This is a genomic window from Streptomyces sp. NPDC059649 (assembly GCF_042734445.1).
Taxonomy (GTDB): domain Bacteria; phylum Actinomycetota; class Actinomycetes; order Streptomycetales; family Streptomycetaceae; genus Streptomyces.
Window position 1 is genome coordinate 51,441 of the sequence record NZ_JBHWDV010000023.1, and the last position, 25,090, is coordinate 76,530.

The 25,090-nt window shown below is 74.0% G+C and carries 22 protein-coding genes; 11 read left to right on the forward strand and 11 right to left on the reverse strand.

The window, feature by feature from the left end:
- Nucleotide 1: 1 nt before the first annotated feature.
- The 4 genes from ACFV1J_RS22965 (at nucleotide 2) to ACFV1J_RS22980 (ending at nucleotide 4,745) form a co-directional block, all read left to right on the forward strand.
- Complete coding sequence (locus ACFV1J_RS22965) at nucleotides 2-1,012, forward strand: ABC transporter permease (protein WP_385860758.1); 1,011 nt, start codon at nucleotides 2-4, stop codon at nucleotides 1,010-1,012.
- Nucleotides 1,009-2,109 (forward strand): ABC transporter ATP-binding protein, encoded by a 1,101-nt coding sequence (locus ACFV1J_RS22970; RefSeq protein ID WP_385860760.1) that lies wholly within the window; start codon nucleotides 1,009-1,011, stop codon nucleotides 2,107-2,109. Before ACFV1J_RS22965 ends, ACFV1J_RS22970 begins: the two co-directional genes overlap by 4 nt.
- On the forward strand, nucleotides 2,106-3,224 hold the full coding sequence (locus ACFV1J_RS22975) for an ABC transporter ATP-binding protein (RefSeq protein WP_385860762.1): 1,119 nt from the start codon (nucleotides 2,106-2,108) through the stop codon (nucleotides 3,222-3,224). The genes ACFV1J_RS22970 and ACFV1J_RS22975 overlap by 4 nt, the downstream gene beginning before the upstream one ends.
- A gap of 111 nt (nucleotides 3,225-3,335) precedes the next feature.
- Entirely contained in the window at nucleotides 3,336-4,745 is a 1,410-nt protein-coding gene (locus ACFV1J_RS22980) for a M1 family metallopeptidase (RefSeq protein ID WP_385860764.1), read from the forward strand.
- Between the two features lie 19 nt (nucleotides 4,746-4,764).
- Here ACFV1J_RS22980 and ACFV1J_RS22985 read toward each other — a convergent pair whose 3' ends face one another.
- A complete protein-coding gene (locus ACFV1J_RS22985; protein ID WP_385860766.1) occupies nucleotides 4,765-5,403 on the reverse strand; it encodes a trimeric intracellular cation channel family protein in 639 nt (212 codons plus the stop codon).
- Nucleotides 5,404-5,497: 94 nt separating this feature from the next.
- On the opposite strand from ACFV1J_RS22985, the gene ACFV1J_RS22990 reads away from it, so the two are divergent.
- From ACFV1J_RS22990 to ACFV1J_RS23010, 5 genes are all read left to right on the forward strand, one after another.
- Complete coding sequence (locus tag ACFV1J_RS22990; RefSeq protein WP_385860768.1) at nucleotides 5,498-6,346, forward strand: thioesterase family protein; 849 nt, start codon at nucleotides 5,498-5,500, stop codon at nucleotides 6,344-6,346.
- A gap of 147 nt (nucleotides 6,347-6,493) precedes the next feature.
- A complete protein-coding gene (locus ACFV1J_RS22995; protein WP_385860770.1) occupies nucleotides 6,494-7,009 on the forward strand; it encodes a CU044_2847 family protein in 516 nt (171 codons plus the stop codon).
- Nucleotides 7,006-9,183, forward strand: a complete 2,178-nt coding sequence (locus ACFV1J_RS23000) for a trypsin-like peptidase domain-containing protein (protein ID WP_385860772.1) — start codon at nucleotides 7,006-7,008, stop codon at nucleotides 9,181-9,183. Before ACFV1J_RS22995 ends, ACFV1J_RS23000 begins: the two co-directional genes overlap by 4 nt.
- Before the next feature lie 85 nt (nucleotides 9,184-9,268).
- Nucleotides 9,269-10,282 carry an AAA family ATPase gene (locus tag ACFV1J_RS23005; protein WP_385860773.1) on the forward strand — a complete coding sequence of 338 codons (1,014 nt, stop codon included), beginning with the start codon at nucleotides 9,269-9,271 and terminating at the stop codon, nucleotides 10,280-10,282.
- The gene (locus ACFV1J_RS23010) at nucleotides 10,279-14,418 is read left to right on the forward strand and encodes an SAV_2336 N-terminal domain-related protein (RefSeq protein ID WP_385860775.1); all 4,140 of its coding nucleotides are present in this window, start codon (nucleotides 10,279-10,281) and stop codon (nucleotides 14,416-14,418) included. Before ACFV1J_RS23005 ends, ACFV1J_RS23010 begins: the two co-directional genes overlap by 4 nt.
- Here the strand turns inward: ACFV1J_RS23010 and ACFV1J_RS23015 are convergent.
- Nucleotides 14,396-15,274 (reverse strand): alpha/beta fold hydrolase, encoded by an 879-nt coding sequence (locus ACFV1J_RS23015; protein WP_385860776.1) that lies wholly within the window; start codon nucleotides 15,272-15,274, stop codon nucleotides 14,396-14,398. The two genes, ACFV1J_RS23010 and ACFV1J_RS23015, sit on opposite strands and share 23 nt — an antisense overlap.
- Before the next feature lie 133 nt (nucleotides 15,275-15,407).
- On the opposite strand from ACFV1J_RS23015, the gene ACFV1J_RS23020 reads away from it, so the two are divergent.
- Entirely contained in the window at nucleotides 15,408-16,577 is a 1,170-nt protein-coding gene (locus ACFV1J_RS23020; protein ID WP_385860777.1) for a cysteine desulfurase family protein, read from the forward strand.
- Here the strand turns inward: ACFV1J_RS23020 and ACFV1J_RS23025 are convergent.
- Nucleotides 16,574-17,365, reverse strand: a complete 792-nt coding sequence (locus tag ACFV1J_RS23025; protein ID WP_385860779.1) for an N-acetylmuramoyl-L-alanine amidase — start codon at nucleotides 17,363-17,365, stop codon at nucleotides 16,574-16,576. The two genes, ACFV1J_RS23020 and ACFV1J_RS23025, sit on opposite strands and share 4 nt — an antisense overlap.
- Nucleotides 17,366-17,419: 54 nt before the next feature.
- Here ACFV1J_RS23025 and mnmA point away from each other — a divergent pair, with 54 nt between their 5' ends.
- On the forward strand, nucleotides 17,420-18,550 hold the full coding sequence (gene mnmA, locus ACFV1J_RS23030) for a tRNA 2-thiouridine(34) synthase MnmA (protein ID WP_385860780.1): 1,131 nt from the start codon (nucleotides 17,420-17,422) through the stop codon (nucleotides 18,548-18,550).
- 41 nt (nucleotides 18,551-18,591) lie between these two features.
- Here mnmA and ACFV1J_RS23035 read toward each other — a convergent pair whose 3' ends face one another.
- The 8 genes from ACFV1J_RS23035 to ACFV1J_RS23070 all read right to left on the reverse strand — a co-directional run bounded on the left by ACFV1J_RS23035 (nucleotide 18,592) and on the right by ACFV1J_RS23070 (nucleotide 25,073).
- The gene (locus tag ACFV1J_RS23035; protein WP_385860782.1) at nucleotides 18,592-19,158 is read right to left on the reverse strand and encodes a hypothetical protein; all 567 of its coding nucleotides are present in this window, start codon (nucleotides 19,156-19,158) and stop codon (nucleotides 18,592-18,594) included.
- Nucleotides 19,155-20,552, reverse strand: a complete 1,398-nt coding sequence (locus ACFV1J_RS23040) for a hypothetical protein (protein ID WP_385860784.1) — start codon at nucleotides 20,550-20,552, stop codon at nucleotides 19,155-19,157. Before ACFV1J_RS23040 ends, ACFV1J_RS23035 begins: the two co-directional genes overlap by 4 nt.
- Nucleotides 20,549-21,358, reverse strand: a complete 810-nt coding sequence (locus tag ACFV1J_RS23045; RefSeq protein WP_385860786.1) for an ABC transporter ATP-binding protein — start codon at nucleotides 21,356-21,358, stop codon at nucleotides 20,549-20,551. The genes ACFV1J_RS23040 and ACFV1J_RS23045 overlap by 4 nt, the downstream gene beginning before the upstream one ends.
- 32 nt (nucleotides 21,359-21,390) lie before the next feature.
- Complete coding sequence (locus ACFV1J_RS23050; RefSeq protein ID WP_385860788.1) at nucleotides 21,391-22,218, reverse strand: zf-HC2 domain-containing protein; 828 nt, start codon at nucleotides 22,216-22,218, stop codon at nucleotides 21,391-21,393.
- Nucleotides 22,215-22,718, reverse strand: coding sequence for an RNA polymerase sigma factor (locus ACFV1J_RS23055; protein ID WP_385860790.1), 504 nt, complete (start codon nucleotides 22,716-22,718; stop codon nucleotides 22,215-22,217). The genes ACFV1J_RS23050 and ACFV1J_RS23055 overlap by 4 nt, the downstream gene beginning before the upstream one ends.
- 187 nt (nucleotides 22,719-22,905) lie before the next feature.
- Complete coding sequence (locus tag ACFV1J_RS23060) at nucleotides 22,906-23,721, reverse strand: hypothetical protein (RefSeq protein ID WP_385860791.1); 816 nt, start codon at nucleotides 23,719-23,721, stop codon at nucleotides 22,906-22,908.
- 266 nt (nucleotides 23,722-23,987) lie between these two features.
- A complete protein-coding gene (locus ACFV1J_RS23065) occupies nucleotides 23,988-24,176 on the reverse strand; it encodes a DUF397 domain-containing protein (protein WP_385860872.1) in 189 nt (62 codons plus the stop codon).
- A 54-nt stretch (nucleotides 24,177-24,230) separates the two neighbouring features.
- Nucleotides 24,231-25,073, reverse strand: coding sequence for an alpha/beta fold hydrolase (locus ACFV1J_RS23070; protein WP_385860793.1), 843 nt, complete (start codon nucleotides 25,071-25,073; stop codon nucleotides 24,231-24,233).
- Nucleotides 25,074-25,090 lie beyond the last annotated feature (17 nt).

Here is a 25,090-nt window from a genome sequence, read left to right on the forward strand (position 1 = left end):
CGTGTTCTCGTACATCATCCGCAGGTTGATCAGCGCAGTGGTCCTGCTGCTGATCGTCAGCGCGGTCACTTTCGGCATCTTCTTCCTGTTGCCGAAACTGGCCGGGCAGAGCACCGACCAGCTTGCCCAGCAGTACATCGGAAAGGCCCCCACGGCCGCGGACATCGCCGCGGTGAAGAAGAACCTCGGCCTGGACAAGCCCGTGTACGAGCAGTACTGGGACTTCCTCAAGGGCATCGTCGTCGGCGTCGACTACAAGTTCGGCCCGGAAGCGGCCAAGTGCCATGTGCCGTGCTTCGGCTACTCGTTCAAGACCCATATCGAGGTCTGGCCGGAGATCCAGTCCCGGCTCCCGGTGACCCTCTCGCTCGCCGCCGGCGCGGCCGTGCTCTGGGTCGTCTCCGGTGTCGCCACCGGCGTGCTCTCCGCGCTGCGCCCCGGCTCGTTCTTCGACCGGGCGGCGATGGGCGTGGCGCTGGCCGGCGTCTCCCTCCCGATGTTCTTCACCGGCGCGCTCGCCCTGGCCCTGTTCACCTACCAGTGGCCGATCTTCGAGCGCAGCGACTATGTGCCGTTGCTGGACAACCCGTTCCTGTGGGCCCGCACCCTGGTGCTGCCCTGGGTCACCCTGGCCTTCCTCTACTCCGCGCTCTACGCCCGGCTCACCCGGGCCGGCATGCTGGAGACGCTGGCCGAGGACTTCATCCGCACCGCCCGCGCCAAGGGGCTGCGGGAGCGCAAGGTGGTCGTCCGGCACGGTCTGCGCGCCGCGCTCACCCCGATCATCACCGTCTTCGGCATGGACCTCGGTCTGCTGCTCGGCGGCGCGCTCATCACCGAACAGGTCTTCTCGCTCAAGGGAGTCGGCGCCTTCGCCGTCGAGGCGATCAACGCCAACGACCTGCCGAACATCCTCGGCGTCACCCTGCTCGCCGCGTTCTTCATCGTTATCTGCAACCTGGTGGTGGACGTTCTGTACGCCGCCGTCGACCCGCGGGTGAGGCTCTCGTGACCGACTCCTCCGAGGACAGGGCCGCCACCGCGGCGGCCACCGAGAAAACGGCACCGCAGACGTCCGCCTTCCTCGAAGTGCGCGACCTCAAGGTGCACTTCCCCACGGACGACGGCCTGGTGAAGTCCGTCGACGGGCTGACCTTCAGCCTGGAGAAGGGCAAGACGCTCGGCATCGTCGGCGAGTCCGGCTCCGGCAAGTCGGTGACCTCGCTCGCCGTGATGGGCCTGCACCGCGCCTCGCGCCAGCAGCGCAGCAAGGTCCGGATGTCCGGCGAGATCTGGCTGGACGGCAAGGAGCTGGTCTCCGCCGACCCGGACGAGGTGCGCCGGCTGCGCGGCCGCGAGATGGCGATGATCTTCCAGGACCCGCTGTCCGCGCTGCACCCCTTCTACTCGGTCGGCAGCCAGATCATGGAGGCCTACCGGGTCCACCACGACGTGGACAAGAAGACCGCCCGCAAGCGGGCGATCGAGATGCTCGACCGGGTCGGCATCCCGCAGCCCGACAAGCGGGTCGACGACCATCCGCACCAGTTCTCCGGCGGTATGCGCCAGCGCGCGATGATCGCGATGGCGCTGGTCAACAACCCCGAGCTGCTCATCGCGGACGAGCCGACCACCGCCCTGGACGTCACCGTCCAGGCGCAGATCCTGGACCTGATCCGCGATCTGCAGAAGGAGTTCGGCTCGGCGGTCATCATCATCACCCACGACCTGGGCGTGGTCGCCGAGCTCGCCGACGACCTGCTGGTGATGTACGGCGGCCGGTGCGTCGAGCGCGGACCGGCCGAGAAGGTCTTCTACGAGCCCCAGCACCCGTACACCTGGGGGCTGCTCGGCTCGATGCCGCGCATCGACCGGGCGCAGACCGAGCGGCTGATCCCGGTCAAGGGCTCACCGCCCAGCCTGATCAACGTTCCGTCCGGCTGTGCCTTCAACCCCCGCTGCCCGTACGCGGACATCCCCGAGGACAACCTCACCCGTACGGTCCGCCCCGAGCTGCGCGAGGCGGGCGGCGGGCACTTCTCCGCCTGCCACATGGCGCCGGAGGAGCGGAAGCGTATCTGGACCGAAGAGATTGCGCCGAAGCTGTGACCGAGACGACTGACGACGAGAACACCACGATCCCGCTCCAGAAGTCGCCGGACGCGGCACCGGGCGCGCCCGGGAACGACGCCGAGCCGCTGCTGCGGGTGCGCGGGCTGGTCCGGCACTTCCCGATCACCAAGGGGCTGCTCAAGCGGCAGGTCGGTGCGGTGCAGGCAGTCGACGGCATCGACTTCGACGTCCGGCCCGGGGAGACGCTCGGCGTGGTCGGCGAGTCCGGCTGCGGCAAGTCGACGATGGGCCGGCTGATCACCCGGCTCGACGAGCCCACCGGTGGCTCGATCGAGTTCCAGGGCACCGACATCACCCATCTGTCGACGGGCAAGCTGCGGCCGATGCGCCGCGACGTCCAGATGATCTTCCAGGACCCGTACGGTTCGCTGAACCCGCGGCACACCATCGGCGGCATCGTCTCCACCCCGTTCCGCCTCCAGGGCGTCGAGCCCGAGGGCGGGGTGAAGAAGGAGGTGCAGCGGCTGCTGGAGCTGGTGGGCCTGAGCCCGGAGCACTACAACCGCTATCCGCACGAGTTCTCCGGTGGCCAGCGGCAACGCATCGGTATCGCACGGGCGTTGGCCCTCAAGCCCAAGCTGGTGGTCGCCGACGAGCCGGTCTCCGCGCTGGACGTGTCGATCCAGGCGCAGGTCGTCAACCTCATGGATGACCTGCAGGAGGAGCTGGGCCTGACCTACGTCATCATCGCCCACGACCTCTCGGTCATCCGGCACGTCTCGGACCGGATCGCGGTGATGTACCTCGGCAAGATCGTCGAACTGGCCGACCGCACCTCGCTGTACGAGACGCCGATGCACCCGTACACCAAGGCGCTGCTGTCCGCGGTGCCGGTGCCCGACCCCAAGCGGCGCACCCAGCGGGACCGGATCCTGCTCAAGGGCGATGTGCCCTCGCCGATCAACCCGCCCTCCGGCTGCCGGTTCCGGACCCGCTGCTGGAAGGCGACCGAGGTCTGCAGCACCACCGAGCCGCCGCTGGTCGCGCTGCGGACCGGGCACCAAGTGGCCTGCCACCACCCGGAGAACGCGGAGGACGCCGCGCCCGCGGCGGCCGGGGAGCCGGCCGGTAAGGCTTCAAGTGACCAGTAATCCCTGACGAGTTGGCAAATTCACTGGTGGAACGCGGCGGGAGGGTGCAGAGTCGGCGCGGTTGTTCGATCTTCGATCGATCATGAATCCGTGTGTCCGAAGGGATGGCTCATGGCACTCTCCCGCTCCGCGCGCCGCACCTCTCGCTGGCTGGCCCTGGCCACCGCGGTGGCCTCGGCCGCCACCATCGCCGCCGCTCCCGCGGCGACCCCCGGCGCCCCCGGCGCCGGCGACCCGTACTTCCCCGAACTGGGCAACGGCGGCTTCGACGCCCTGCACTACGACCTCGGCGTCAGCTACCACCCCGACAGCGGCCGGCTCGACGGCCGCACCACGCTCACCGCCCGGGCCACCCAGAACCTCTCCGCCTTCGACCTCGACCTGCAGAAGCTGACGGTCGACTCGGTGCGGGTGAACGGCCGGCGGGCGCACTTCACGAGAACCGGCGACGAGATATCCGTCCGCCCCGACTTCCCGCTGCGCCGCGGCGGGAAGTTCACCGTCACCGTCGCCTACCACGGCGTCCCCCAGGCGCTGAGCGGGCCGATCGTCTTCGGTTCGGACTACGGCTGGATGAAGACCAAGGACGGGGTGTTCGTCGCCTGCGAGCCGAACGCCGCCTCGACGTGGTTCCCCTCCAGCGACCACCCGAGCGACAAGGCGACGTACGACATCCGCATCGACGCGCCCAAGGGCCTGACCGGGGTCTCCAACGGCCGGCTGATCGCCTCCGGGGAGGCGCACGGCCGCGCGTACGCCCACTGGCGCGAGACCCGCCCGATGGCGACGTACCTCGCCACCGCCACCATCGGGAAGTTCGACGTCCGTACCGGCACCACCCCCGGTGGCATCCCGATCTACGTGGCCACCGACCCGACCCTGCCCACCGGCCAGGTGGACGTGTACGGCATCACCGCGGAGGCCACCGACTACTGGTCGAAGGTCTTCGGGCGGTACCCGTTCGAGGAGACCGGCGCGATCGTCGACGACATGCCGCAGGCCGGGTTCTCGCTGGAGGTGCAGTCCAAGCCGGTCTACTCGGCGGTGCGCAGCGAGTCCACGATCGTCCACGAGCTGGCCCACCAGTGGTTCGGTGACTCGGTGTCGGTCCGGCAGTGGAAGGACATCTGGCTCAACGAGGGCTTCGCCAGCTACGCGCAGTGGCTGTGGAGCGAGCACCGCGGCACGGTGAGCGCCCACGACGCCTTCCGCAAGGCGTACGACGCGATCCCGGCCGACGACGCCTTCTGGAAGCAGAAGATCGCCGATCCGCAGCGCGACACGATGTTCTCCGCCGCGGTGTACCGGCGGGGCGCGATGACGCTCCAGGCGCTCCGCGAACGCATCGGTGACCAGGCGTTCTTCAAGCTGCTGCCGGCCTGGACGGCGGCCCACCGCTACGGCAACGCGCACACCGCCCAGTTCGTGGCGCTGGCCGAGAAGATCTCCGGGCAGAAGCTGGGGGACTTCTTCGACACCTGGCTCTACACGGAGAGCAAGCCGGAGCTGTCCGGGAAGTAGGGCGCCGCTGCCGGGCGGGTCAGTCGGCGTCCGGCCGGCGGCCCGGCCGGGGGCGGAGCTGCTGGGGGCGCGGCAGGTGCAGCCCCAGGTAGACCGCGCCCATGCGCAGGGCGAACACCACCCCCGCCGAGATCGCCGCGGCGGGGGTGGGCCCGGTGCCGAGGTGGTGCAGCAGGAGCAGGCAGCAGGCGCCGGCCAGGGCGGCGATGGCGTAGACGTCCTCGCGCAGCAGCAGCGGGGGGAATTCGCCGCAGAGCACATCGCGGATGACCTCGCCGGTGACGCCGGTGAGCACCGCCAGGATGATCACGGCGAGCGGGGTGGCGCCCGCCTCGATGGCGGCCCGGGCGCCGATCACGGTGACCACGGACAGCCCGATCGCGTCGACCACCAGCAGCGATTTGCGGGGCAGGGCCCAGAACCGCAGGTAGATCATGGTGCCGACGCCGACGCAGATGATCACGGTGAGCAGTACCCAGTCGTGCGTCCAGTACAGCGGCCGCCGGTCGAGGATGAGGTCGCGCAGCGTGCCGCCGGAGATGGACGCGGCGAAGGCGAGTACCAGGCCGCCGAAGGGGTCCATGTTGGCGCGGTAGGCGGCCAGTACCCCGCTCGCGGCGAAGGCCGCGACGCCGGCCAGGTAGAGGACGTGAAGCATGGCGTCATCATCGCAGGGCCGGAACGGCGCTCTCCGCTTGCGTCCGGGAAAGCTGACCCTACCGGTCGGTAATTTATCCGTGTACGGTGCCGCCATGGCTCTGGTCACCTCAGGCAACAGTGAGTTCGACCGCGACACCGCGGTCACCCGCCGTGCAACCGGCATCTATGAAGCCCAGCTCTCCGCTGGCTGGACGATCATCCAGGCGGTCAACGGCGGCTACCTCCTCGCCCTCATGGGCCGCGCCCTCGGCGACGCCCTGCCGCACCCCGACCCGCTGTCGGTCACCGCGCACTACCTCACCGCCTCCGTTCCCGGCCCGGCCGTCATCCGCACCGAAGTGGTGCGCACCGGCCGCACCATGTCCACCGCGACCGCGACCCTCGTCCAGTTCGCGGAGGACGGCAGCGAGGTCGAGCGGATGCGGGTGCTCGCCGCGTACGGCGATCTCGGCGCGCTGCCCGACGACGTCCGCACCACGGCCAAACCGCCCGCCATCCCGCCGTACGAGCACTGCCTGGGCACCGACAGCGCCCCCGGCGGGGCCCCGGCCATCCCCGGCAGCACCGCCATCGCCGAGCGGCTCGACCTCCGGCTGGACCCGGCGACCGCGGGCTGGGCGGTCGGCGCGCCGTCCGGCCGGGGCGAGATGCGCGCCTGGTTCGGGCTCGCCGACGGCCGGGACCCCGACCCGCTGTCCCTCCTGCTGGCCGTCGACGCGCTGCCGCCCACCGCGTTCGAGATGGGGCTGTCCGGCTGGGTCCCCACCGTCGAACTGACCGTCCACGTCCGGCACCGCCCGGCCCCCGGTCCGCTGCGGGTCGCCATCACCACCCGCAATCTGGCCGGCGGGTTCCTTGAGGAGGACGCGGAGGTGTGGGACGCGGAGGACCGGCTGGTGGCGCAATCACGCCAACTCGCCCGGGCCCTGGGAGTGGGCTGATCCGGCGGGTCGGCGCGGCCGTGCCCGCGAGGTGTCGTGCGGCCCCCTGTGGAACGGACTTTCCGCAGGTGGCCACCGGTGTGCGCGGGCGGAGAGTGACGCAAAAGTGCGCGCGGGGGCGGTGCGGCTCATGTCAGACTGATCGACATGGGGGACGTGCCGCTCACGATGGAAGACGGGACCGTGGTCTGGCTGCGCGCGGAGGCGCCGGCGGCCGCCGACGGCCCGCCGGGGCAGGTGCCCGCGCAACCCCCCACCGCTGACGGCGAGTTGGAGCTGCCGGACGCGTTCGGCTCCGCGCAGCCGGTCAGCGTCGACGGCCGGATGGGCCGGGCGCTGACCCGCGGCGGCGAGGTCCTGGAGGAGGCGCTGCGGCCGCTCGGCGGCGTCCTCGGCCAGATCCACCGCTCGATCTCGGCCGGCAGCCACCGCCCGGACGAGGTCACCGTCGAGTTCGGCGTGACCCTCGGCTCCGATCTGCGGCTGGGGGTGTTCACCGGCAACGGCGAGGCCAGCTTCAAGGTCTCCGCCACCTGGAACCTCGCCGGTGACCGCACCGCCCACCGCCAGGGTGACCGCCACGGCGACCGCAGCGGTCACGACGGCCCCGGCGCCCCGGACGGCCCCGGCGGCCCCGGCACCTCGGGCGGTGCGGCGCCATGATCACCGGCGCAGGTCCGGACACCCCGCTCCAGCTGTCCTTCGCCTCCGTACGGGACGGCGAACGGGCCGTCGGTGCGGGCGTCCTGGTCGCCGAGCGGCTGATCCTGACCTGCGCCCATGTCGTCAACAGCGCCCTCGGCAGGGCGCGTTTCTCCCAGGACACCCCGGGGCCCGGCGAGACCGTCACGGTCCGGCTGCCCCATGTCGCGGCCGGGGTGGACCTGACCGCCCGGATCGTCCGCGAGATGTGGACCCCGCCGCGCGCCACGGCCGCCGGAACCGGCCCGGCCGAGCCCGGCCGGGTGCCGTACCACGGCGACCTCGCGGTGCTGGAGCTCACCGACGCCCCGCCGCCGGGTGCCGAGCCCGCACCGTTCCTGCAGCACAACTACGCCGGCGAAACCATCGCGTTATGGGCCAGCGGCAATCCGCTGCCCACGGTCCGGGCCGTACCCCGGGTCTCGGCGCCGCCCTGGATCGCACTGGACGTGCTCGGCGGCACCCAGGTCACCGAGGGCTTCAGCGGCGGCCCGCTGTGGGACCGCGAACGGCAGGCCGTGGTCGGCCTGGTCGTCGCCGTCCACCGCGCCCCCGAAGGCGCCGGGGCGCAGCCCGCGACCATGTACGCCATCAGCGTGCCCGCCATCGAGGCCGAACTCCCCACCCTCCCGCCCTCCGCGGTGCCCACCGCCCGCCGCGGCGTCCAGCAACTGCTCACCGCGCTGGAACGGGTCCTGAAGGGCCGCGAGGCGGTGCCGGACTGCGAGCGGCGGCTGGCCGCCCGGCTCGGCCGGACCTCGGCGGGCCCGGCCGCCGATCTGGAGCGGCTGGTCGGCCTCGCGGTGAGCGTCCGCCGCGGCCTCCCCGAACTCCTCGACGTGGTCCGCGACCAGGAACCCCCCGCGCCGCCCGACCCGTACGACCCGCACCACCGCCCCGGCCCCTACGGCGCCCGCGAGGACTGGGAGCGGCTGCGCCGCGCGGCCCGCACGGTCCGCCCCGGCGAATACCTGACCACCCGTCAACGCCGGGACCTCGCCGGCCTGCTGGCGCACTGCACCCGCACCGACCCCCGCACCCTCCTCGCCCAGGTGCTGCCGCACGCCCCCGAACTCCCCGCCGTCACCGGCCTCGCCGACGCCGTCGACGCCCTGGAGGGCTTCGGCCCCACCACCGGCGCACCGGTGCCGCCGCTGCTCCAAGGGGTGGTGCGGATCAGTGTCGAGGAGCGGGCGGCCGGCCTGTACCCGGCCGACGACCTGGACGCCTGGGTGGAGCGGGTGGCCGCCCGGTCCGGCGTGGACGAGGCGGCGATCAGCCAGTTCCGCGCCGATGTGACGGCCGCCGCGGCCCCCGCCCAGGTGGCCGGGCCCGGACCGGCGGCCATCGTCGCCCGCGGCCCGGCCCTCGCCCCGCGCGTCCAGGTGGAGCTGCTGCCGGCCCCCACCGGCCGCCGCTTCACGTACCAGATCTGGACCTTCGCCGACGGCCGGCCGCACCGCCTCGCGCTGGTCCGGGACACCGAGGCGGGCAGCGAGCAGGTGGTCGACGACATCCGCCGGGTGCTGCGCACCGAGGTGCGGGAGGACCCGGAGACGGCGCTGGTGGAGTACTTCCTCCCGTGCGCCTGGCTGGGCCTCGACGTCGACGCCTGGGAATCACCGGACAGCGACGAGGACGGGCCGTTCGCCCCGGGCATCACCCGCCGTGTGGTGGTCCGCACCACCGAGCGCTCCCGGGAGAGCTACGCCGGCTGGAAGCAGCGCACCGCCGCCCTGCCGCACGCCAAACGGCTCGTCCTCGACCACCGGCACACCGACCGCAAGGTCGCCCGCGCCCAGCTGGAGGTCCACCGCGACGCCGGCACGGTGATCGTCTGCTGCCCGCCGCACCACCACGGCACGCTGCTGCGCCAGTGCGTCCAGGCGGGCGTGCACACCGTCCTGTGGCACCGCGCCGAACACGGCGAGCGCCTCGCCCAGGACCTGCTGGCCCTGGTGGACGGCGCGGACCACACCGAGGTCCCCGAGGTCGTCCGGCTCGAACGCGCCAAGGCGATGGCCGAGCCCGAGAGCTCCACCCACCACGGCCGCAAACTCTCCCTGCTCTACGACGCCCCGGACCACCGGCCCCCGCAACTCGCCCCCGACGCCTGGGTACTGACCCAGCCATGAGCACCCCGGAACGACAGCCACACCGGCGCCCCGTAGGGCGGGAGAGCCGGGGCGCGGACACAGCAAGGAACGAGGAGAACGCGCGGTGACCGGACAGAGCACCACAGACGGGTACGCCAACCCCGCGGACCGGCCGGAGGACTGGTGGGTCTTCCGCGGCCCCGCGGAGCTGCCCGCCCCACCGCCCTGGCGGCGCTTCCCCGCCGCCCGCGGCACCGCACCCCGCGCCCCCTACCTCCTGGAGCGCAACGAGATCTCCGTCGTCAACGCCGCCCTGCACCTGCACCGCCCGCTGCTGGTCACCGGCCGTCCCGGCGCCGGCAAGAGCTCACTGGCCCGCGCGGTCGCCGAGGAACTGGGCCTCGGCGAGGTGCTCCGCTGGTCGGTCAACAGCCGCTCCACCCTCCAGGACGCCCTCTACCGCTACGACGCGGTGGGCCGGCTGCGCGAGGCGTCGCTGCGCCGCGAGCGCGAGGCGGCCCGCGGCTCGGCGCGCCGCCCCCGGGCCCGCCGCGCCGCCGGCGCCGGCGACATCGGCCAGTACCTGCGCCTCGGCCCGCTGGGCAGCGCGCTGGCCGCCGACCGCCCCCGGGTGCTGCTCGTCGACGAGCTCGACAAGGCCGATATCGACCTGCCCAACGACCTGCTGGTGGTGCTGGAGGAGGGCGAGTTCGAGATCCCGGAGCTGGCCCGGCTGCCCGAGCACCAGCAGGAGGTGCAGGTGCGCCTGAGCGGGAGCCGGGAGCGGGTGACGGTCCGGCGCGGGGTGGTGCGCTGCGCCCACTTCCCGATCGTCATCATGACCAGCAACGGCGAACGCGACTTCCCGCCGGCCTTCATGCGCCGCTGCGTACGCCTCGACCTGCCGGAACCGACCGGCGACCGGCTGCGGAAGATCATCGAGCACAACCTGGGCGAGGAGGCCGTCGCCGCTGCCGAGGACCTCATCGAGGTCTTCCACCAGCGCGCGAAGACCCAGACCCTGGCCACCGACCAGCTGCTGGCCGCCGTCCATCTGCGGATCAGCGGCGCGGACCTCGGCAAGGAAGAGCTGCTCGCCGCCGTTCTGCACCGCCTCGACGAACCGCTGTCGCCATGATGGACCGACTGCGGCAGACGCTGGCGGCCGCCGGCTACGACCTCGCGGCCACCGAACTCCTCGACGTGCTCTGGCTGGCACGGGCGATGGAGGGGGAGGGGCGGCAGGGGGCGTCGACGGGGTCGCAGCCGGGCGGGCCGTGCGGGCCGGGGGGTCCGGAGCGGGAGGACGGGGACGGAGAGCCGGGCGGGCCCGGGGACTCCGGTGGCCCCGGTGCGTCAGGGGCCGTTGACGACGGCGCCGGCGGGGCTGCTGAGGCTGCCGGGACCGACGGGCCCACCGAGATCACTGGGCCTTCCCGTCCCGCCGATCCTGCCGACCCCGCCGGCCCCCGCGCCTCCTCCGGTCCGCCCCGTCGGGCCCTCTACGCCATGGGCAGTCAGGGCGGCGGACCGGACGGCGGGCGGGCCCGGCCCGCGCGGGTGCCCGGCGGCCGGGCACTGCCCGACGCCCGTCAACTGGGCGGTGCGCTGCGCCCGTTGCGGCGCACCCGCGAGCACCCGCACCGTACGGTCCCCGATGTCGAGGCCACCGTCCGCCTCACCGCCGAGACCGGCTTCTTCGACGTCGTCTCCCGGCCCGACCGGGAACGGCACTGGTCGGCCGAGCTGTGGGTGGACACCTCCCCGGCCATGCAGGTGTGGGGATCGCTCGCCGCCGAGCTGCGGACGCTGCTGGTCCGGAGCGCGGCATTCCGTTCCGTTCGGATGCGGGCGCTCGACCCCGGCGGCCCGGGCGGCCCGCTGCACTGCCGGCGGTCCGGCGGCGCGACGGTCACCTTCGTCCTCACCGACGGTACGGACCCGGGCTGGCGCGGACCGCAGGCCGTGCAGGCCCTGACCGTCTGCGGACAGGGCGGACCGGTGGCCGTGATCAACCCCCTCCCGCGCCGGCTGTGGCGCGGTACGGCCCTCGACGCCCGTCCCCAACTCCTCTCCAGCCCCGGCGAGTTCGACCCGCCCGGACGGCTGGTGGTGTGCGATCCGCTCAGTGGTGAGCGCGACCCGGAGGCGGCGGGACTGTTCGCGCTGCCCGTGCTGCACCCCACCGCGTCCGCGCTGGAGCAGTGGGTCGGACTGCTCACCCGCCCCGGGGTGCCGCACCTGATCGACACCGCCCTGCTGACCGGGACACCGCCGCCCGCCCCGCCGTCCCCGCCCCGGGGCAGCGCCGAGGAGTTGCTCACCCACTTCCGCGGCGCGTTCTCGCCCGAGGCCTACCGCCTCGCCGTCCGGCTCTCCGCGATCCGCCCGCTGACCACACCGCTGATGCAGCTGGTCCGGGCGGCCACGATGCGCGACGCGGGCCCCACCCATGTCGCGGAGATCCTCCTCGGCGGCCTGCTGGAGCGCACCGACCGGGCCGCGGACGCGGCCGCCGTCCGGACCCTGGACCGGGCCCTGGGTGCGCCCCCGGTGGGCCGGCCGGTGCAGCCGGTCTACGAATTCCGGTCGGGCGTACGCGAGTTGCTGTTCAGCGGGCTCGGCACCGAACAGGCCGTGGAGGTCGTCGAGGCCGTCGGCCGCGCCCTGGAGCCGTACATGGGGCGGCTGCCGGACTTCCCCGTCCTCATGGGCGACGACGAGGGCGAGCTGCGGCTGCACGCCTCGGCGCGGGCGTTCGCCGTGCTCGCGAGCCCGGTCCTGGAGCGGATGGGTGGCACGGTGCCGGGCCAGCGCACGGGCGACGGCCCGGAGCCGGACCAGCGCACCGGAGACGGCCCGGAGCCGGGCCGGAGCACCGGCGACGCCTCCGAGCCGCTGCGCGCGGTGCGGCCCGCCCCGTCGCCGGCGCAGTTGCGCTTCAGGGTGCTCGGGCCGGTGCGGGCCCGGCGCGGGGACACCTCCCTCGCGCTCGGCTCGAAGCAGCAGCGCGCCCTGCTCGCCGCGCTGCTGCTCCGCCGCGGACGCCGGGCCACCGCCTCCGAACTCGTCGCCGACCTCTGGGGAGATGATCCCCCGCCCCGCGCCCGCGCCGCGCTGCGCACGTACGCCGCGCGGCTGCGCCGGGCGCTCGGCGAGGACGGCGAGCTCCTCGTCGGCGAGCGGGGCGGCTATGCGTTGTGCGGCCCCGACGGCAGCCCGCCCGCCCTCGATCTCGACGAGGCCGAGCAGCTGATCGCCCGGGCGCGTGCCGCCCGGGACCCGGAGGAGGCCCGCCGACTGCGGGACGCCGCCCTGGAGTTGTGGGACGGTGAACCGCTCGCCGGGCTGCCCGGGCCGTACGCGGCGGCGCAGCGGGTCCGGCTCGCCCGGTGGTGGAGCGAGCTCCTCGCCGAGACGTACCCCTCGGAGGCCGCCGCGCCCGGGGCCGGGCAGCTCGCGGGGGCGCCTTCCGGGGCGTCGGGACGGTCCGCGCTCCGGGGGCTCGACGATCGGCTCACCCCGGACGCGCGCCGGGCCCTGCGGCTGCTGTCCGTACCGGAGGGCCCGGATCTGTCGGCCGGTGCCGCGGCGGCCCTGCTCGACGTGCCGGCGGAACGGAGCCGGGCGCTGCTGGAGGAGTTGCGGGCGGCCGGCGCGCTGACACAGACGGCCCCCGGCCGGTACGGACCCGCCGACGAACTGTGGCCGCTCGCCCGGGAGTTGAGGTGCGAGCTGCCCGAGGAGGAGCGTACGCAGGCGCTGTCCCGGCTGCTGTCCTGGTACGTGGCCCTGGGGCGGCGGGTGCACACCCTCCGCTACCCGGGCGAGCGGATGCCGCAGGACCTCGTCCGCGTCCCGGCGGCCGCTCTGCCGCCCCTCCAGGACGCCGCCCGGGCCCTGGCCGTGTGGACCGAGGAGACCCCGCCGGCGCTCGCGCTCGTCCGGCAGGCCGTGGCGGACGCCCCCGACCTGGTCCGGCGCGCCGCCGACCTGCTGCTGCTCGCGCAGGTGACGGCGGACTGCGGGGCGCACGCCGCCGCGTTCGAACCGGCCGCGGCCGCGGTGGCGGCCCGGGCGGCCACGGCCGGCCACGCCCGCGCCGAGGCCCGGGCCCGGGCCGCGCTCGCCGAGTGCACGGCCGCCGTCGGACGGTTCGACCGCGCCGCAGGCGAGGCCCGGGAGGCCGTCCGGCTGGCCCGGGTGGCGAACGACCCCCTCGCGCTCTTCCGCGCCCCCATGGCGGCCGGGCTGATCGCCCTCCACCAACGGCGGTACGACGACGCCGAGCGGCACCTCACCGCGGCCTGGGAGTGCTGCCGCGGCCGGGACGACCGACTGGGCGAGGCCGCCGTGCTGGGCGCGCTCGCCCGGGTCTGGGCGGCGACCGGCAGCAGCGACGCGGTGCTGTTCGCCGAGCGCGGCGTGGGCCTGCACCGCGCCTCCGGCGACGGCTCCCCGGGCCTCGCACACGCCCGGTACGCGCTGGCCGAGGCGCTGTCGGCGGCCGGCCGGCACGCCGATGCGCTGCGCGAACTCTTCCAGGCGCTGCCGCTCTTCGAGGAGGACCGTCAGCGTCTGTGGGCGGGCCGCACCCGCAGCCGGATGGCCGCGGAGATGGTCGCGCTGATCCGTCCCGGCGAGGCGGTGGCCGCCGCCCAGGACGCCGCCAAGCGGCTGCTGGTGCCGGGCGGTGAGCGCTGGCGTGCCGATGCGCTGACCGCGCTGGGCCAGGCCGAGACGGCGCTCGGCCGCAAGCAGAGCGCCCAGGGGCACTGGCGCGAAGCGCTCGCCGGCTACGAGGAGTTCGGCGCCCCGGAGGCCGCCGAGGTGCGCGCCCTGCTGCGCGAGAAGGCCTCCGTGGCGGCGCGGCCGCGGACGGGCGGGACGCTGCCCGCGGCCGTGTCGCGCACCGCGGACGCCGCGAGCACCGGCACCGCGCTGCGCGAACTGACCGCGGCCGTCCGCACCCTCCGCGACCAGCTCCGCCTCCGGGGCGCCGACGGCCAGGGGGAGCCGGGGCCCGGCGCCACGGCCGGTTCCGCCGGGGGCCGCGGCCCCGAAGAGCTCGAAGACCTGGCCGCCCTCGAGGCCGAACTCGCCGGCCATATGGCGGACTTCGAGCGGACGCGCCGGGTGCGGCGGGCCGCGCTCAGCCGGCTGCGGGCCGATCTGGAGTCGGCGACGTCCGCCGCGGCACTGGGGGAGCGGGGCACCGGCGCGGCCGGCACGGCCGGCGCGGTCCGCGCCCTCAGCCGCCGTCTGGCGCCGTGACCGGGCCGCCCGGACGCAGGAAGTCCGCCAGCGCCGCGGTGAGTTCGGCGGGCGCGTCCTCCTGGACGAGATGGCCCGCGCCCTCGATGAGGTGCAGCCGCGCGCCGGGGATCCGGGCCGCCAGCTCGTGTCCCTTCTCGGCCGGGATCCAGGTGTCCTGGGCGCCCCAGCAGATCAGCGTCGGCAGGTCGAGCTCGCCGTAACGGCCCTGGATCTCCTCGGTGAAGCGCTGGTCGTTCTGCTGGATCTGCCGGTAGAACGCCGGTTGCCCGGCGTCCGTGCACCACGGCTCCACCAGCCGGTCGAGGACGTCCGGGCGCAGGCCGGAACGGCTCGCCGAGGCGACGTAGGCCCGCACCAGCGCCCGGTGCAGCTCCGGCGGCAGCTGCCCGAAGACGTCCGGGTGCGCGCCCAGCAGCCGGTAGGTGGGGGAGCCCCAGGGCGTCAGGGCCACCGGGTCGACCAGCGCCAGCCGGGCGTACCGCGCACCGTGCAGCAGATGGGCCCGCAGCGCGACGCAGCCGCCGAAGTCATGGGCGACCACGGCCGGCCGGGACGCCTCCCGGTCCAGCTCCCAGTGCGCCAGCAGCTCGCCGAACACCCGGGCCTGCGCGGCGAGCGAGACGTCCTGGCCGTCCCGCTGCGCGGAGGCGCCGTAGCCGGGCATGTCCCAGACGAACACCCGGTGGTGCACGGCGAGTGCCCGCGCGACCCCGCGCCAGACGTACGACGAGAACGGCGTGCCGTGCAGCAGCACCACCGCGGGCGCGTCGGCCGATTCCGTACCGAGGGCGGTCCACCGCACCTCGTCGCCTGACGCCGTGCGGAACGTGCGATCCAGCAGCCACTGTGTCATGACCGTAAGGGTATTTGCTCCTTACGGCGGTGTCGAGGGAGGTGCGGGCTCGGGCGGCGGGGCGTGTGTGCCGAGCGCTTGCCACCCCGCGCCGGGCGTGCGCCCCGGGGGTGCCTCGTAGAATCGGGGCACCATGGTTTACCTCGACCACGCCGCCACCACCCCGATGCTCCCGGAGGCGGTGCAGGCGATGACCGCCCAGCTGACCGTCACGGGGAACGCGTCCTCGCTGCACGCCGACGGCCGGCGGGCCCGCCGCACCGTTGAGGAGGCGCGGGAGTCCCTCGCCGCCTCGCTCGGCGCACGTCCGAGTGAGATCGTCTTCACGGCGGGCGGCACCGAGGCCGACAACCTCGCGGTCAAGGGCCTGTACTGGGCGCGCCGGGCGGCCGACCCGGCCCGCACCCGCGTCCTCGCCAGCCCCGTGGAGCACCACGCCGTGCTCGACGCCGTGGAATGGCTCGCCGAGCAGGAAGGCGCCCGCGTCGAGTGGCTGCCGGTCGACAGTTACGGCCGGGTGCACGCCGAGGTGCTGCGCGAGGCGATCGTCCGTAACCCCGCCGATGTCGCGCTGGCCACCGTCATGTGGGCCAACAACGAGATCGGCACCATCCAGCCGGTCCGCGAACTCGCCGAGGTGGCAAGGGAGTTCGAGATTCCGCTGCACGCCGACGCGGTGCAGGCGGTGGGCCAGCTGGAGGTCGACTTCGCCGCCTCCGGGCTGGCCGCGATGACGGTCTCCGGGCACAAGATCGGCGGCCCGTACGGCATCGGCGCGCTGCTGCTGGGCCGTGAGTACGCCCCGGTGCCGGTGCTGCACGGCGGCGGCCAGGAGCGGCACGTGCGCTCCGGCACCCTCGACACCCCCGCCATCGCGGCCTTCGCCGCCGCCGGCCGGCACGCCGTGGCGCACCGCGCGGATTTCGCCCGGGACATCGGCGCGCTGCGCGACGACCTGATCAAGGCGGTGCGGGCGGCCGCCCCGGACGCCGTCCTCGGCGGCGACCCGGACCCGGCCGGCCGGCTCCCGGCCAATGCGCACTTCTCCTTCCCCGGCTGCGAGGGCGACTCCCTGCTGCTCCTCCTGGACGCCCAGGGCATCGCCTGCTCCACGGGCTCCGCCTGCACCGCCGGCGTCGCCCAGCCCAGCCACGTCCTGCTGGCCGCGGGCATGTCCCCCGAGCTCGCGCGCGGCACGCTGCGCTTCTCCCTGGGGCACACCTCCACCGCGGAGGACGTGGCGGCGCTGGCGCAGGCCATCGGCCCGGTGGTGGAGCGCGCCCGGAGCGCGGGGCTCAGCTAAGGGCGCCTCTTCTGGGCGGATCCCGGCGCGCGGCCGGCCGCCCGGACGAGGCGCAGATAGCGGTCCCAGTCCCAGTGCGGGCCGGGGTCGGTGTGGTCCGTCCCCGGCACCTCCACATGGCCCACGATGTGCTCCCGGTCGGCCGGGAAGCCGTAGCGGTGGCAGATCCGGGCGGTCAGCCGGGCCGATGACTCGTACATGGCGTCGGTGAAGGACTCCGGGCGGTCGACGAAGCCCTCGTGCTCGATGCCGATGCTCCGCTCGTTGTAGCCGCGGTTCCCGGCGTGGAACGCCACGTCCAGCTCCCGCACCGTCTGCGCGATGTGCCCGTCCTTCCGCACCACGTAGTGCGCCGCCGCCTCGCGGTCGGCGTTGCGGAACACCCGTAGCGCGGTGGCGTAGCTGCCCTGGACGACGTGGATGACCACCCGGTCGATGGCGTAGTCGGCGGGCCGGTCCGCCCGGCGGTAGTTCGCCCCGGAGGCCGCCACCCACTGGGCGCCCGGGTGGTCGACCTCGCCGGCCCGGCGCGGCAGGTCGTTGCCGGGCAGCTGCCACCACCAGTGCCGCAGCTCGTCCCATCCGGTCGCCACCACGGCCCCGGCGGCCACCGCGCCGCCGCCCGCCAGCCACAGCGCCCGCCGCCGGGTGACCCCCGCCGTGCCGCCCCGTCGCCCGCCCCGCGGGTCCGCCTGCCGCTCACCCTGCTGTTCCGCGGCCTCGTCCGGCTGACCCGCAGCCTCGTCCCGCTGTTCCGCGGCCGGCTCCCCGACCCTGCTCTTCCCCATGCGCTCCTTAACGCTTTCCGTACTGTCAGCGGTTCCGTCTACCCTGGACTGGCTATGACTGATGACGCCCCCCGCCGCCTCCGCGTACTCGCCGCCATGTCCGGCGGTGTCGACTCCGCCGTCGCCGCCGCCCGAGCCGCCGAGGCCGGCCACGACGTGACCGGCGTGCATCTCGCGCTCTCCGAGAACCCCAAGTCCTTCCGCACCGGCGCCCGCGGGTGCTGCACGATCGAGGACTCGCACGACGCCCGCCGCGCCGCCGACGTCATCGGCATCCCCTTCTACGTCTGGGACCTCGCCGAGCGCTTCCGCGAGGACGTCGTCGAGGACTTCATCGCGGAGTACGAGGCCGGGCGCACCCCGAACCCCTGCCTGCGCTGCAACGAGAAGATCAAGTTCGCCGCGCTGCTGGACAAGGCGCTGGCCCTCGGCTTCGACGCGGTGTGCACCGGCCACTACGCCACGGTCGTGGTGCGGCCGGACGGCAGCCGCGAGCTGCACCGCGCCTCCGACATGGCCAAGGACCAGTCCTACGTCCTCGGCGTCCTCGACGACCGCCAGCTGGCGCACGCGATGTTCCCGCTCGGCGACACCAGCACGACCAAGGCGGAGATCCGCGAGGAGGCCGCCCGGCGCGGCCTGTTCGTCGCCAAGAAGCCGGACAGCCACGACATCTGCTTCATCGCCGACGGCGACACCCAGGGCTTCCTCGCCAAGCGGCTCGGCACGGCCCCCGGCGACATCGTCGACGAGACCGGCAACCGCCTCGGCAGCCACGAAGGCGCGTACGGCTTCACGATCGGCCAGCGCAAGGGCCTGCGGATCGGCCACCCGGCCCCGGACGGCAAGCCGCGCTACGTCCTCGACATCTCCCCGGTCGACAACACCGTCACGGTCGGCCCGGCCGCATCCCTCGACGTCACCGGCCTCACCGCGATCCGCCCCCGCTGGTGCGGCCGCCCGCCGACGGCCGGCCCCGCCACGTACACCGCCCAGCTGCGCGCGCACGGCGGCGAGACCGAGGTCACCGCGGAGCTGGTCGACGACACCGAGCTCCGGGTGACCTTCACGGAACCGGTCCGCGGCGTCGCCCCCGGCCAGGCCATCGTCCTCTACGACGGCACCCGCGTCGTCGGCTCGGCCACGATCGCCACGACGGAGCGGCGGGTGGCGGCGGGGGCGTAGGCCGGGGCCTGCCGGCGGGGGCGTAGGCCAGGGCCCGCCCGTTACCGTCTTGGTCCTGCCAGGGCGTACAGCACGGTGCCGGTCGCCCACAGGGTCCACGCGGTCCCGGTGGACGCCGCCGTGCCGGGCGGAAAGGTCATCCAGCCGACCACCTGTCCCGCGGTGCCGCTCAGCGGCGGGGCGAAGAGGGTGACCGCGAACCAGCCGGTCGGCAGGGTCCAGGCGAACTGTGCCCCGAACAGCGCCGCCCCGAGCGCGGCCGCGCCGACCAGGCCCGCGCTGTTCCGGACGACGACCTCGGTGGGGGCGAGCCGCACTCCCGCCGCCTGGACCGTCAGCAGCGCCGCACCGGCGAACGCGCCGGCCAGCAGTACGTGCGCCGCCCGGCGGGCCGCCCACCGGATCGCGGCCGTCCGCTCCAGCGCGACGTCCCACCCACCGAGCCCGATGGAAACGGCCGCCACGTTCGCGGTGAGGACCAGGACCGCCATCCCCAGATCCCCCGGTCCCGGGCCGTGGAGGGCCCACACCGCCAGCGCGACGAGCGCGACCGCAGCGGCCGAGGCGGGCACCTGTCGGGAACGGGCGTACAGGGTCAGCCATCTCATCGCGACGCCTTCCCCGCCAGCACCGCAAGCTGGTCCGCCGAGCAGGAGTAGCTCCCGGCGCGCACCTTGGCGATCTGCGAGCGCTGCTCGGCCGGTGACAGCGCCGTCAGCCTCCGCCAAGCGGCGTCGGCGTTCGCCCAGACCTCGCGCGCGTACCCGTCGCTGCCCCTCTCCTCCAGCGGTTGGAGCCGGCCGTCATGGAGGGCCCAGCTCACCGCGACGCTCTGGACGGCGACGCCGTCCTGTCCTCCGCCCTCCTGGTCGTTGTACGCGTAGCAGCTCGGTGCCAGACCCTGGGCGATCAGCGCGCGGGTCAGCTTCTCACCTGTCGCATCGGCGAGCAGCCGATCGCTGAAGTCGACCGGCACCACGTCGCGGGAGAGTTCGCGGGTGTCGCCGAGCGCGCGCAGCCTGGTGTACTCCCGCACCGAGTTCGGCGCCTTGTCGCCCAGGACCTCGTGCAGCACCCGCAGCGCCTCCTTGCCGCGCGGCGCGAGCTCGGGCAGGCGTGAGCGGTTCGCCTGCGTCACGCACACCGGTCCGTCGCAGACCAGGGCAGCGGCGGCCCGGTCGACGACATAGGTGTCGCGCGCGGCGGCCGGCAGGACCGGCAGGGCCAGGGCCGCACCGGCCAGGACGGGGAGCACCGCGAGGAGTCGGGCCCGGCGGGTCACGGCCGACAGCAGCGCGAAGCCGGTGGCGAGCAGGCCGAGCAGCCAGAGCGTCTGGCCGAGGTGCACGGAGCCGGACAGGGTCAGCAGCATCTCCCGCGGTTCCACGGTCGCCGGGGACAGCTGGGCGAGCCGGTTCGGCGCCATGCCCGACGGCACCGCCCCGTCACTGTTCTGCCGTAGCAGAAGGCCCGTCAGCATGAGGAAGGACACGACCAGGGCCGGCGGCGTGAGCACGGAGGGCAGGGCCCGCGCGACGCCCATGCCGAACACGGCCCCCGCGACGAGGGCCAGCGCCGCCACGAGCGAGATCGGCAGCCAACCGAGCGGCGTGTAGGTGGTGGGGCCGAGGGCCACCTGGACTCCGCCCACGACGACCAGGAGGCCGAAGCCCGACACCAGCGTGAGCGCCGTCGCACCGGCCGGCAGCGCGGCGCGGCGCCAGGCCGGCAGCGGCGTGGTCGTCAGCAGTTCGGCCATCCGCGAGCGGGAGTCGCGCAGCCCGTACACCGCTCCCATGCCCACCACGAGCGGCCACCAGAAGGCCAGCAAGGACCGGGTCCACAGGGCCATGGAGGTCCACTGGGCCGTCCACCCCGCGGTGCCCCGCCACCAGAACCCGTCGATCAGACAGAAGATCGCCAGGCTGCCTCCCAGGACGACGACGGCGGGCCACGGGGCGATGGAGCGCTTCAGCTCGATGCGCAGGACACGTCCGTTCACCAGCTGCCTCCCCGCTGCCCGGAGTGGTGGAGCAGCGCCGAGTAGCCGCGCTCCAGCGGGCTGTCGCCCGGGTACTCGATGCCGCCCGCCGCGGCCAGGTCGTCCGGCGTGCCCTGGATGACGAGGCGGCCGTCGGCGAAGAGCACCACGTCGGAGCAGGCGGCCGCGACGTCCTCGACCAGGTGGGTGGAGACGACCACACAGGTGTCGCGGCCCAGTTCCTGGAGCAGCTCGCGGAAGCGCAGTCGCTGCGCCGGGTCCAGGCCGGCCGTCGGCTCGTCCAGCAGCAGCACCGCGGGGTCGTTGACGATGGCCTGGGCGATGCCGGCCCGCCGCACCATGCCGCCGGACAGGGTCTTCATCCGATGGTCGGCGCGGTCCGCCAGGCCCACCCGTTCCACGGCCCGCTGGACGGCCGCGGGGACGTCCGCCTTCGGAACCTCTTTCAACCAGGCCATGTACTCGACGAATTCACGCACGGTGAAGCGCTTGTAGTAGCCGAAATCCTGCGGCAGATAGCCGATCCGGCGACGCAGGGCCCGGTAGTCGCCCATCCCGCCCACGGAGGTGCCGAGCAGCTCCAGTTCACCCTCGGTGGGGCGCAGTACGGTGGCCAGCGTCCGGATCAGGGTGGTCTTTCCCGCTCCGTTCGGCCCCAGGAGGCCGTGGGTGCCGATGCCCAGGGAAAGGTCGAGCCCGTCGACGGCCATCTTCTTCCGTCCGACGCGTACTCTCAGGCCGCTGGCCCGGATCTCCCAGGCGTAGGTCTTCGGCGCGGTGTCGGCCGCGCTCGTGGTGGGCGTCATGCGGTGGTCCCTTTCGAGGGTCGACGATGGATTCACAGCGTTGAGTACGCGTTTCTACGGGCGATCACGGCGCCGGTTCCGAGCGCCAGGAGCAGCCCCCACACGGGCAGTTGGTCCGGCTGCAGGACGAGTTGCAGGGCATGCGGGACGCGGCCGGTGGCCGACGCGGGTACCACGACGACGAGGCCCCACGCGACCAGTAGCCCGGTGGCGGCGCGGGTCACGCCGACCACGCTGCCCAGCGCCAGGGCCGTGGAGGTGAAGGCCAGGGACGGCAGCAACCACTGCGCGGCCGTCATGGTTCCGGTCAGCCATCCCCCCACCAGGAGCGCGGGCAGGACCACCACGAGGACCGCCGTGGTGCGCCTGAGGAGCAGGGGCAGGCCGGCCCGGGCGGCCGAGGCCGTCAGCTCGTGCGCCGGGTCCAGACCGCGCGACCACGATGCGGCGACACCGCACAGCGGCAGCACGGGTGCGACCAGCAACAGGGGAGAGGTGTCGCCGAAGAACGTCGGCGACGCGACCGCGTTCAGCAGCAGCGCCATCAGGGTGACGACGACGATCACGGCCAACCACGGGGCCATGGCCGGCGTCAGCCAGGCCGAGACCCACCTCGAAAGGTGTCGCCGCGAGGGCGCCCTGACGGCCGTGTCCAACCGCGGTTCCAGACCGGCCCGTACGGTGTCGAGGAGCGCGGCGATGTCGGGCGCCTCGGTGGCCACGGAGGCCGCCAGGTGGCTCCGGCACGGCGCGCACGACTCCAGATGGGCCTCCAGCGCCCATGCCGTGTCCGCGGCCATCGTCGCGTCACCACGTGCGTAGTCGTCGATCAACTGCCTCGACGCGTGTTCCCCGCTCATGTCAACGCCTTCCGCATCGCGATCCGGGCCCGGCGGGCGCGGGTCTTGACCGTGCCTTCGGGCAGTCTGAACAGGACGGCGGTCTCCCGGATGGTGAGCCCGTCGAGCACCGTGGCCTGAAGTACCTCGCGGAGTTCCGGCGCCAGTCGCCGCAGGGCGTCACCGACGTCGCCGCCGACGGTCCCGGCGAGCGCCTCTTCCTCCGCCGCGGGCACCACCGCCCGCTCGGCGGCGGCGACCGGCGGTTGGGCGTGGTGGGCACGGCGCCGGAACGCGTCGACGAGGCGGCGCGCCGCGATCGTCCACAGCCACCCCACGGCCGTCCCGCCGACCGCGCTCCCGGCGAACGCGCCGGCCGCGCGCCACACCGCCAGATAGGTCTCCTGCATGACCTCGGCGACGATCTGCTCGTCCGCGCAGCGACGGCGCAACCGCACCGCCAGCCAAGGCGACGTGCGCCGGTACAACTCGTCGAACGCCCCGCGGTCACCCCTGGCCACCAGCCGAACGAGGCGTTCCTCATCCAGCTCGTCCAGTGCTCTCCTGCGTGATCTCACACCAGCCAGACGCCCGGTGCGGCGCACAGGTTCTGCGTTTGCTGTGAGCTGGGTCACGGTGCCGCGTGCGGCCGGAGGTCTGAGCGGCCTATGCGGGCTGCTCCCAAGACACGGCCTTGGCCGCTGACGTTCAGGCGGCTCGGCGCCCCTCGGCCGGGATACGGCAGTCGCGGCAGCGGCCCGGGCCGTCGGCGCGGAAGGCGCGGTCGCAGCCGTCGCAGTTCTGGAGGGGGATGACCGGTGAGCGTGATCGGTCGGGCTGTGGGGATGGGCCCGTACGGACCGGTGGGCGCAGGGCGGCGAGCCGGTGGGCGAGGAGGCGGGCCGGGCGGCGGTTGATCCGGGCCGGGAGGCCGTCGGTCAGGGCGGCGGTGATCTCCTGTGGGGCCGCCCCGCGGTCAAGCCACTCCGTGACGCCCGGGGCGAGCGTCATGATCTCCCGCTCGGAGAGGAGGAGGCGGCGGTCGCGGTGGGGGAGGCGGGTGAGGAGGGCGACGGCCTCTGGGGCCTGTTCCGGAGCCGGGGCCGGTACGGGCTCCGGCTCGGCGGTGGGCTCGGGGGCGGGTGCTGCGGCGGGTGCTGCGGCGGGTTCCGGTTCCGTGCCCGGCAGGTCGTAGGCGAAGGTCCGCGTGATGATCCGGCCGCGCGGCCCGCGCTCGATACGGCGCTCCAGCCAGCCCTCGTCCTCCAGCTCGCGTAACGCCTCGGCGATGGCTTTCTTGCCCTCGGCGAAGTGCGCACAGAGGGCGGCGATGGTGATGGGCGCGCCATCGGGGAGGGACAGGATGTACGCGGCGACGCCGACCGTGACCGCGCTACCGGCGCGCTGCGCAAGGCGGTTGGCGAGGACGGTGAAGTGGGAGGTCTGGCGCGTGCGGATGTGGATGACACCACTGGAAGGGGATGAGGGCGCGGGCGAGGGCGCGTTAGACTGCGCTGAAGTCATCGGGAAGGGCTCTTCTTCCTTGTGATCAGGCCCTCGGGTTGGGATTGCCGTCCCGCCGAGGGCCGTTCTGTGTGCAGTTGTCGTGGTCGTGCGGCGAGCGTAACCGCATTCCGGACGCCTTCGCGCCCAAGTCACCCAATGGGGTGAGGAGTTGGGCGACGAGGGCGGCGGTAGGTGGGTGGGTTCTCTCCCCGGGTTCTTTGGTAGTCGGCCGGGTCACCGGCGGTCGGTGGGGCGGAACCTGGTGCCGCCCCACCGGTGTCCGCTCAGACGGCTTCCGGTGCGACCTGCGCGTACGCGAGGAAGGACGTCCAGGAGGCGGGGCTCACGGCTATGGACGGGCGTGAGGTGTCCTTGGAGTCGCGGATGTGGATGGTGTGGGGGCAGGCGGCGACCTCGACGCAGGCTTCGCCGTCGCTACCGCTGTGACCCGGCTCGCCGAGGCGCTGGGCGATGCGCTGCGTGTCGCCCGTAACTGACGGCGGGGCTCTTCGGGTGCGGCGCCGGGCTCATCGTGCAGGGGAGGAGACGTCCGGGTCCAGGGTCCGCAGGAACGGCAGTAGTTCGGCGGCGAAGGCGTCCGGCCGTTCCATGGCCGGGAAGTGCCCGGCGTTCTCGATCGTCGTGCTGCGGCCGTTGACCACGGTGCGGACGAGGCGTTCGGCCATGCCGAGGTGATCGTTGGAGTCCAGGGCGCCGTTGACGGCCAGCACGGGCACGGTGATCGCGGCCGCCCGCGCCCAGGTGTCGGACACCGGCACCAGCCAGTTCTTCTCATCGGCGGTGTGCTTGCCGATGGTGCGCCGGGCCATCTCCCGCAGCCGGGCGACGACCTCCGGGCGGACGTCGTCGAGCGTGCGGTGCGGGCCGGCCGCGAAGCGCAGGAAGGCGTCGATCCAGCCCTCGATGTCACCGGCGGCCAGCGCCGCGGCCTCCGCGGCCCGTACCTCCGCCACCCAGGGGTCGCGCCATTCCGGCTCGCTGGTGCCGGCGCCGCTGACCACGAGGGCGCGTACCAGGTCCGGGTGCTCAAGTGCGGTGTCCACGGCGGTACTCGCGCCCATCGAGACGCCGATGAGTACGGCCGGGCCGACGTCGAGGTGGCGCAGCAGTGCGGCCAGGTCGTCGGTGTGCCGGAACGGCCGGTCCGCGTTGGAGGAGTCGCCGTGTCCCCGGGCGTCGGGGGCGATGACCCGGTGGTGCGCGGCGAGCGCCGCCACCTGGTCGTCCCACATGCGGTGATCGAAGAAGCCGGCGTGCAGCAGGACCAGCGGCTGGCCGCGGCCGGTGTCCCGGTAGGCGAGGTGGCCGTCCTCGAACGGGAAGGAGTGCATCTCTCGGCGGTCTGTCATGACAACCAAGGTGTCAT

Coding starts and splice junctions, on each gene's coding strand:
- ACFV1J_RS22980 (WP_385860764.1), top strand. CDS start 3,336: ATGGCACTCTCCCGCTCCGCGCGCCGCACCTCTCGCTGGCTGGCCCTG.
- ACFV1J_RS22985 (WP_385860766.1), bottom strand. CDS start 5,403: ATGCTTCACGTCCTCTACCTGGCCGGCGTCGCGGCCTTCGCCGCGAGC.
- ACFV1J_RS22990 (WP_385860768.1), top strand. CDS start 5,498: ATGGCTCTGGTCACCTCAGGCAACAGTGAGTTCGACCGCGACACCGCG.
- ACFV1J_RS22995 (WP_385860770.1), top strand. CDS start 6,494: ATGGGGGACGTGCCGCTCACGATGGAAGACGGGACCGTGGTCTGGCTG.
- ACFV1J_RS23000 (WP_385860772.1), top strand. CDS start 7,006: ATGATCACCGGCGCAGGTCCGGACACCCCGCTCCAGCTGTCCTTCGCC.
- ACFV1J_RS23010 (WP_385860775.1), top strand. CDS start 10,279: ATGATGGACCGACTGCGGCAGACGCTGGCGGCCGCCGGCTACGACCTC.
- ACFV1J_RS23015 (WP_385860776.1), bottom strand. CDS start 15,274: ATGACACAGTGGCTGCTGGATCGCACGTTCCGCACGGCGTCAGGCGAC.
- ACFV1J_RS23020 (WP_385860777.1), top strand. CDS start 15,408: ATGGTTTACCTCGACCACGCCGCCACCACCCCGATGCTCCCGGAGGCG.
- ACFV1J_RS23025 (WP_385860779.1), bottom strand. CDS start 17,365: ATGGGGAAGAGCAGGGTCGGGGAGCCGGCCGCGGAACAGCGGGACGAG.
- mnmA (WP_385860780.1), top strand. CDS start 17,420: ATGACTGATGACGCCCCCCGCCGCCTCCGCGTACTCGCCGCCATGTCC.
- ACFV1J_RS23035 (WP_385860782.1), bottom strand. CDS start 19,158: ATGAGATGGCTGACCCTGTACGCCCGTTCCCGACAGGTGCCCGCCTCG.
- ACFV1J_RS23045 (WP_385860786.1), bottom strand. CDS start 21,358: ATGACGCCCACCACGAGCGCGGCCGACACCGCGCCGAAGACCTACGCC.
- ACFV1J_RS23050 (WP_385860788.1), bottom strand. CDS start 22,218: ATGAGCGGGGAACACGCGTCGAGGCAGTTGATCGACGACTACGCACGT.
- ACFV1J_RS23060 (WP_385860791.1), bottom strand. CDS start 23,721: ATGACTTCAGCGCAGTCTAACGCGCCCTCGCCCGCGCCCTCATCCCCT.
- ACFV1J_RS23070 (WP_385860793.1), bottom strand. CDS start 25,073: ATGACAGACCGCCGAGAGATGCACTCCTTCCCGTTCGAGGACGGCCAC.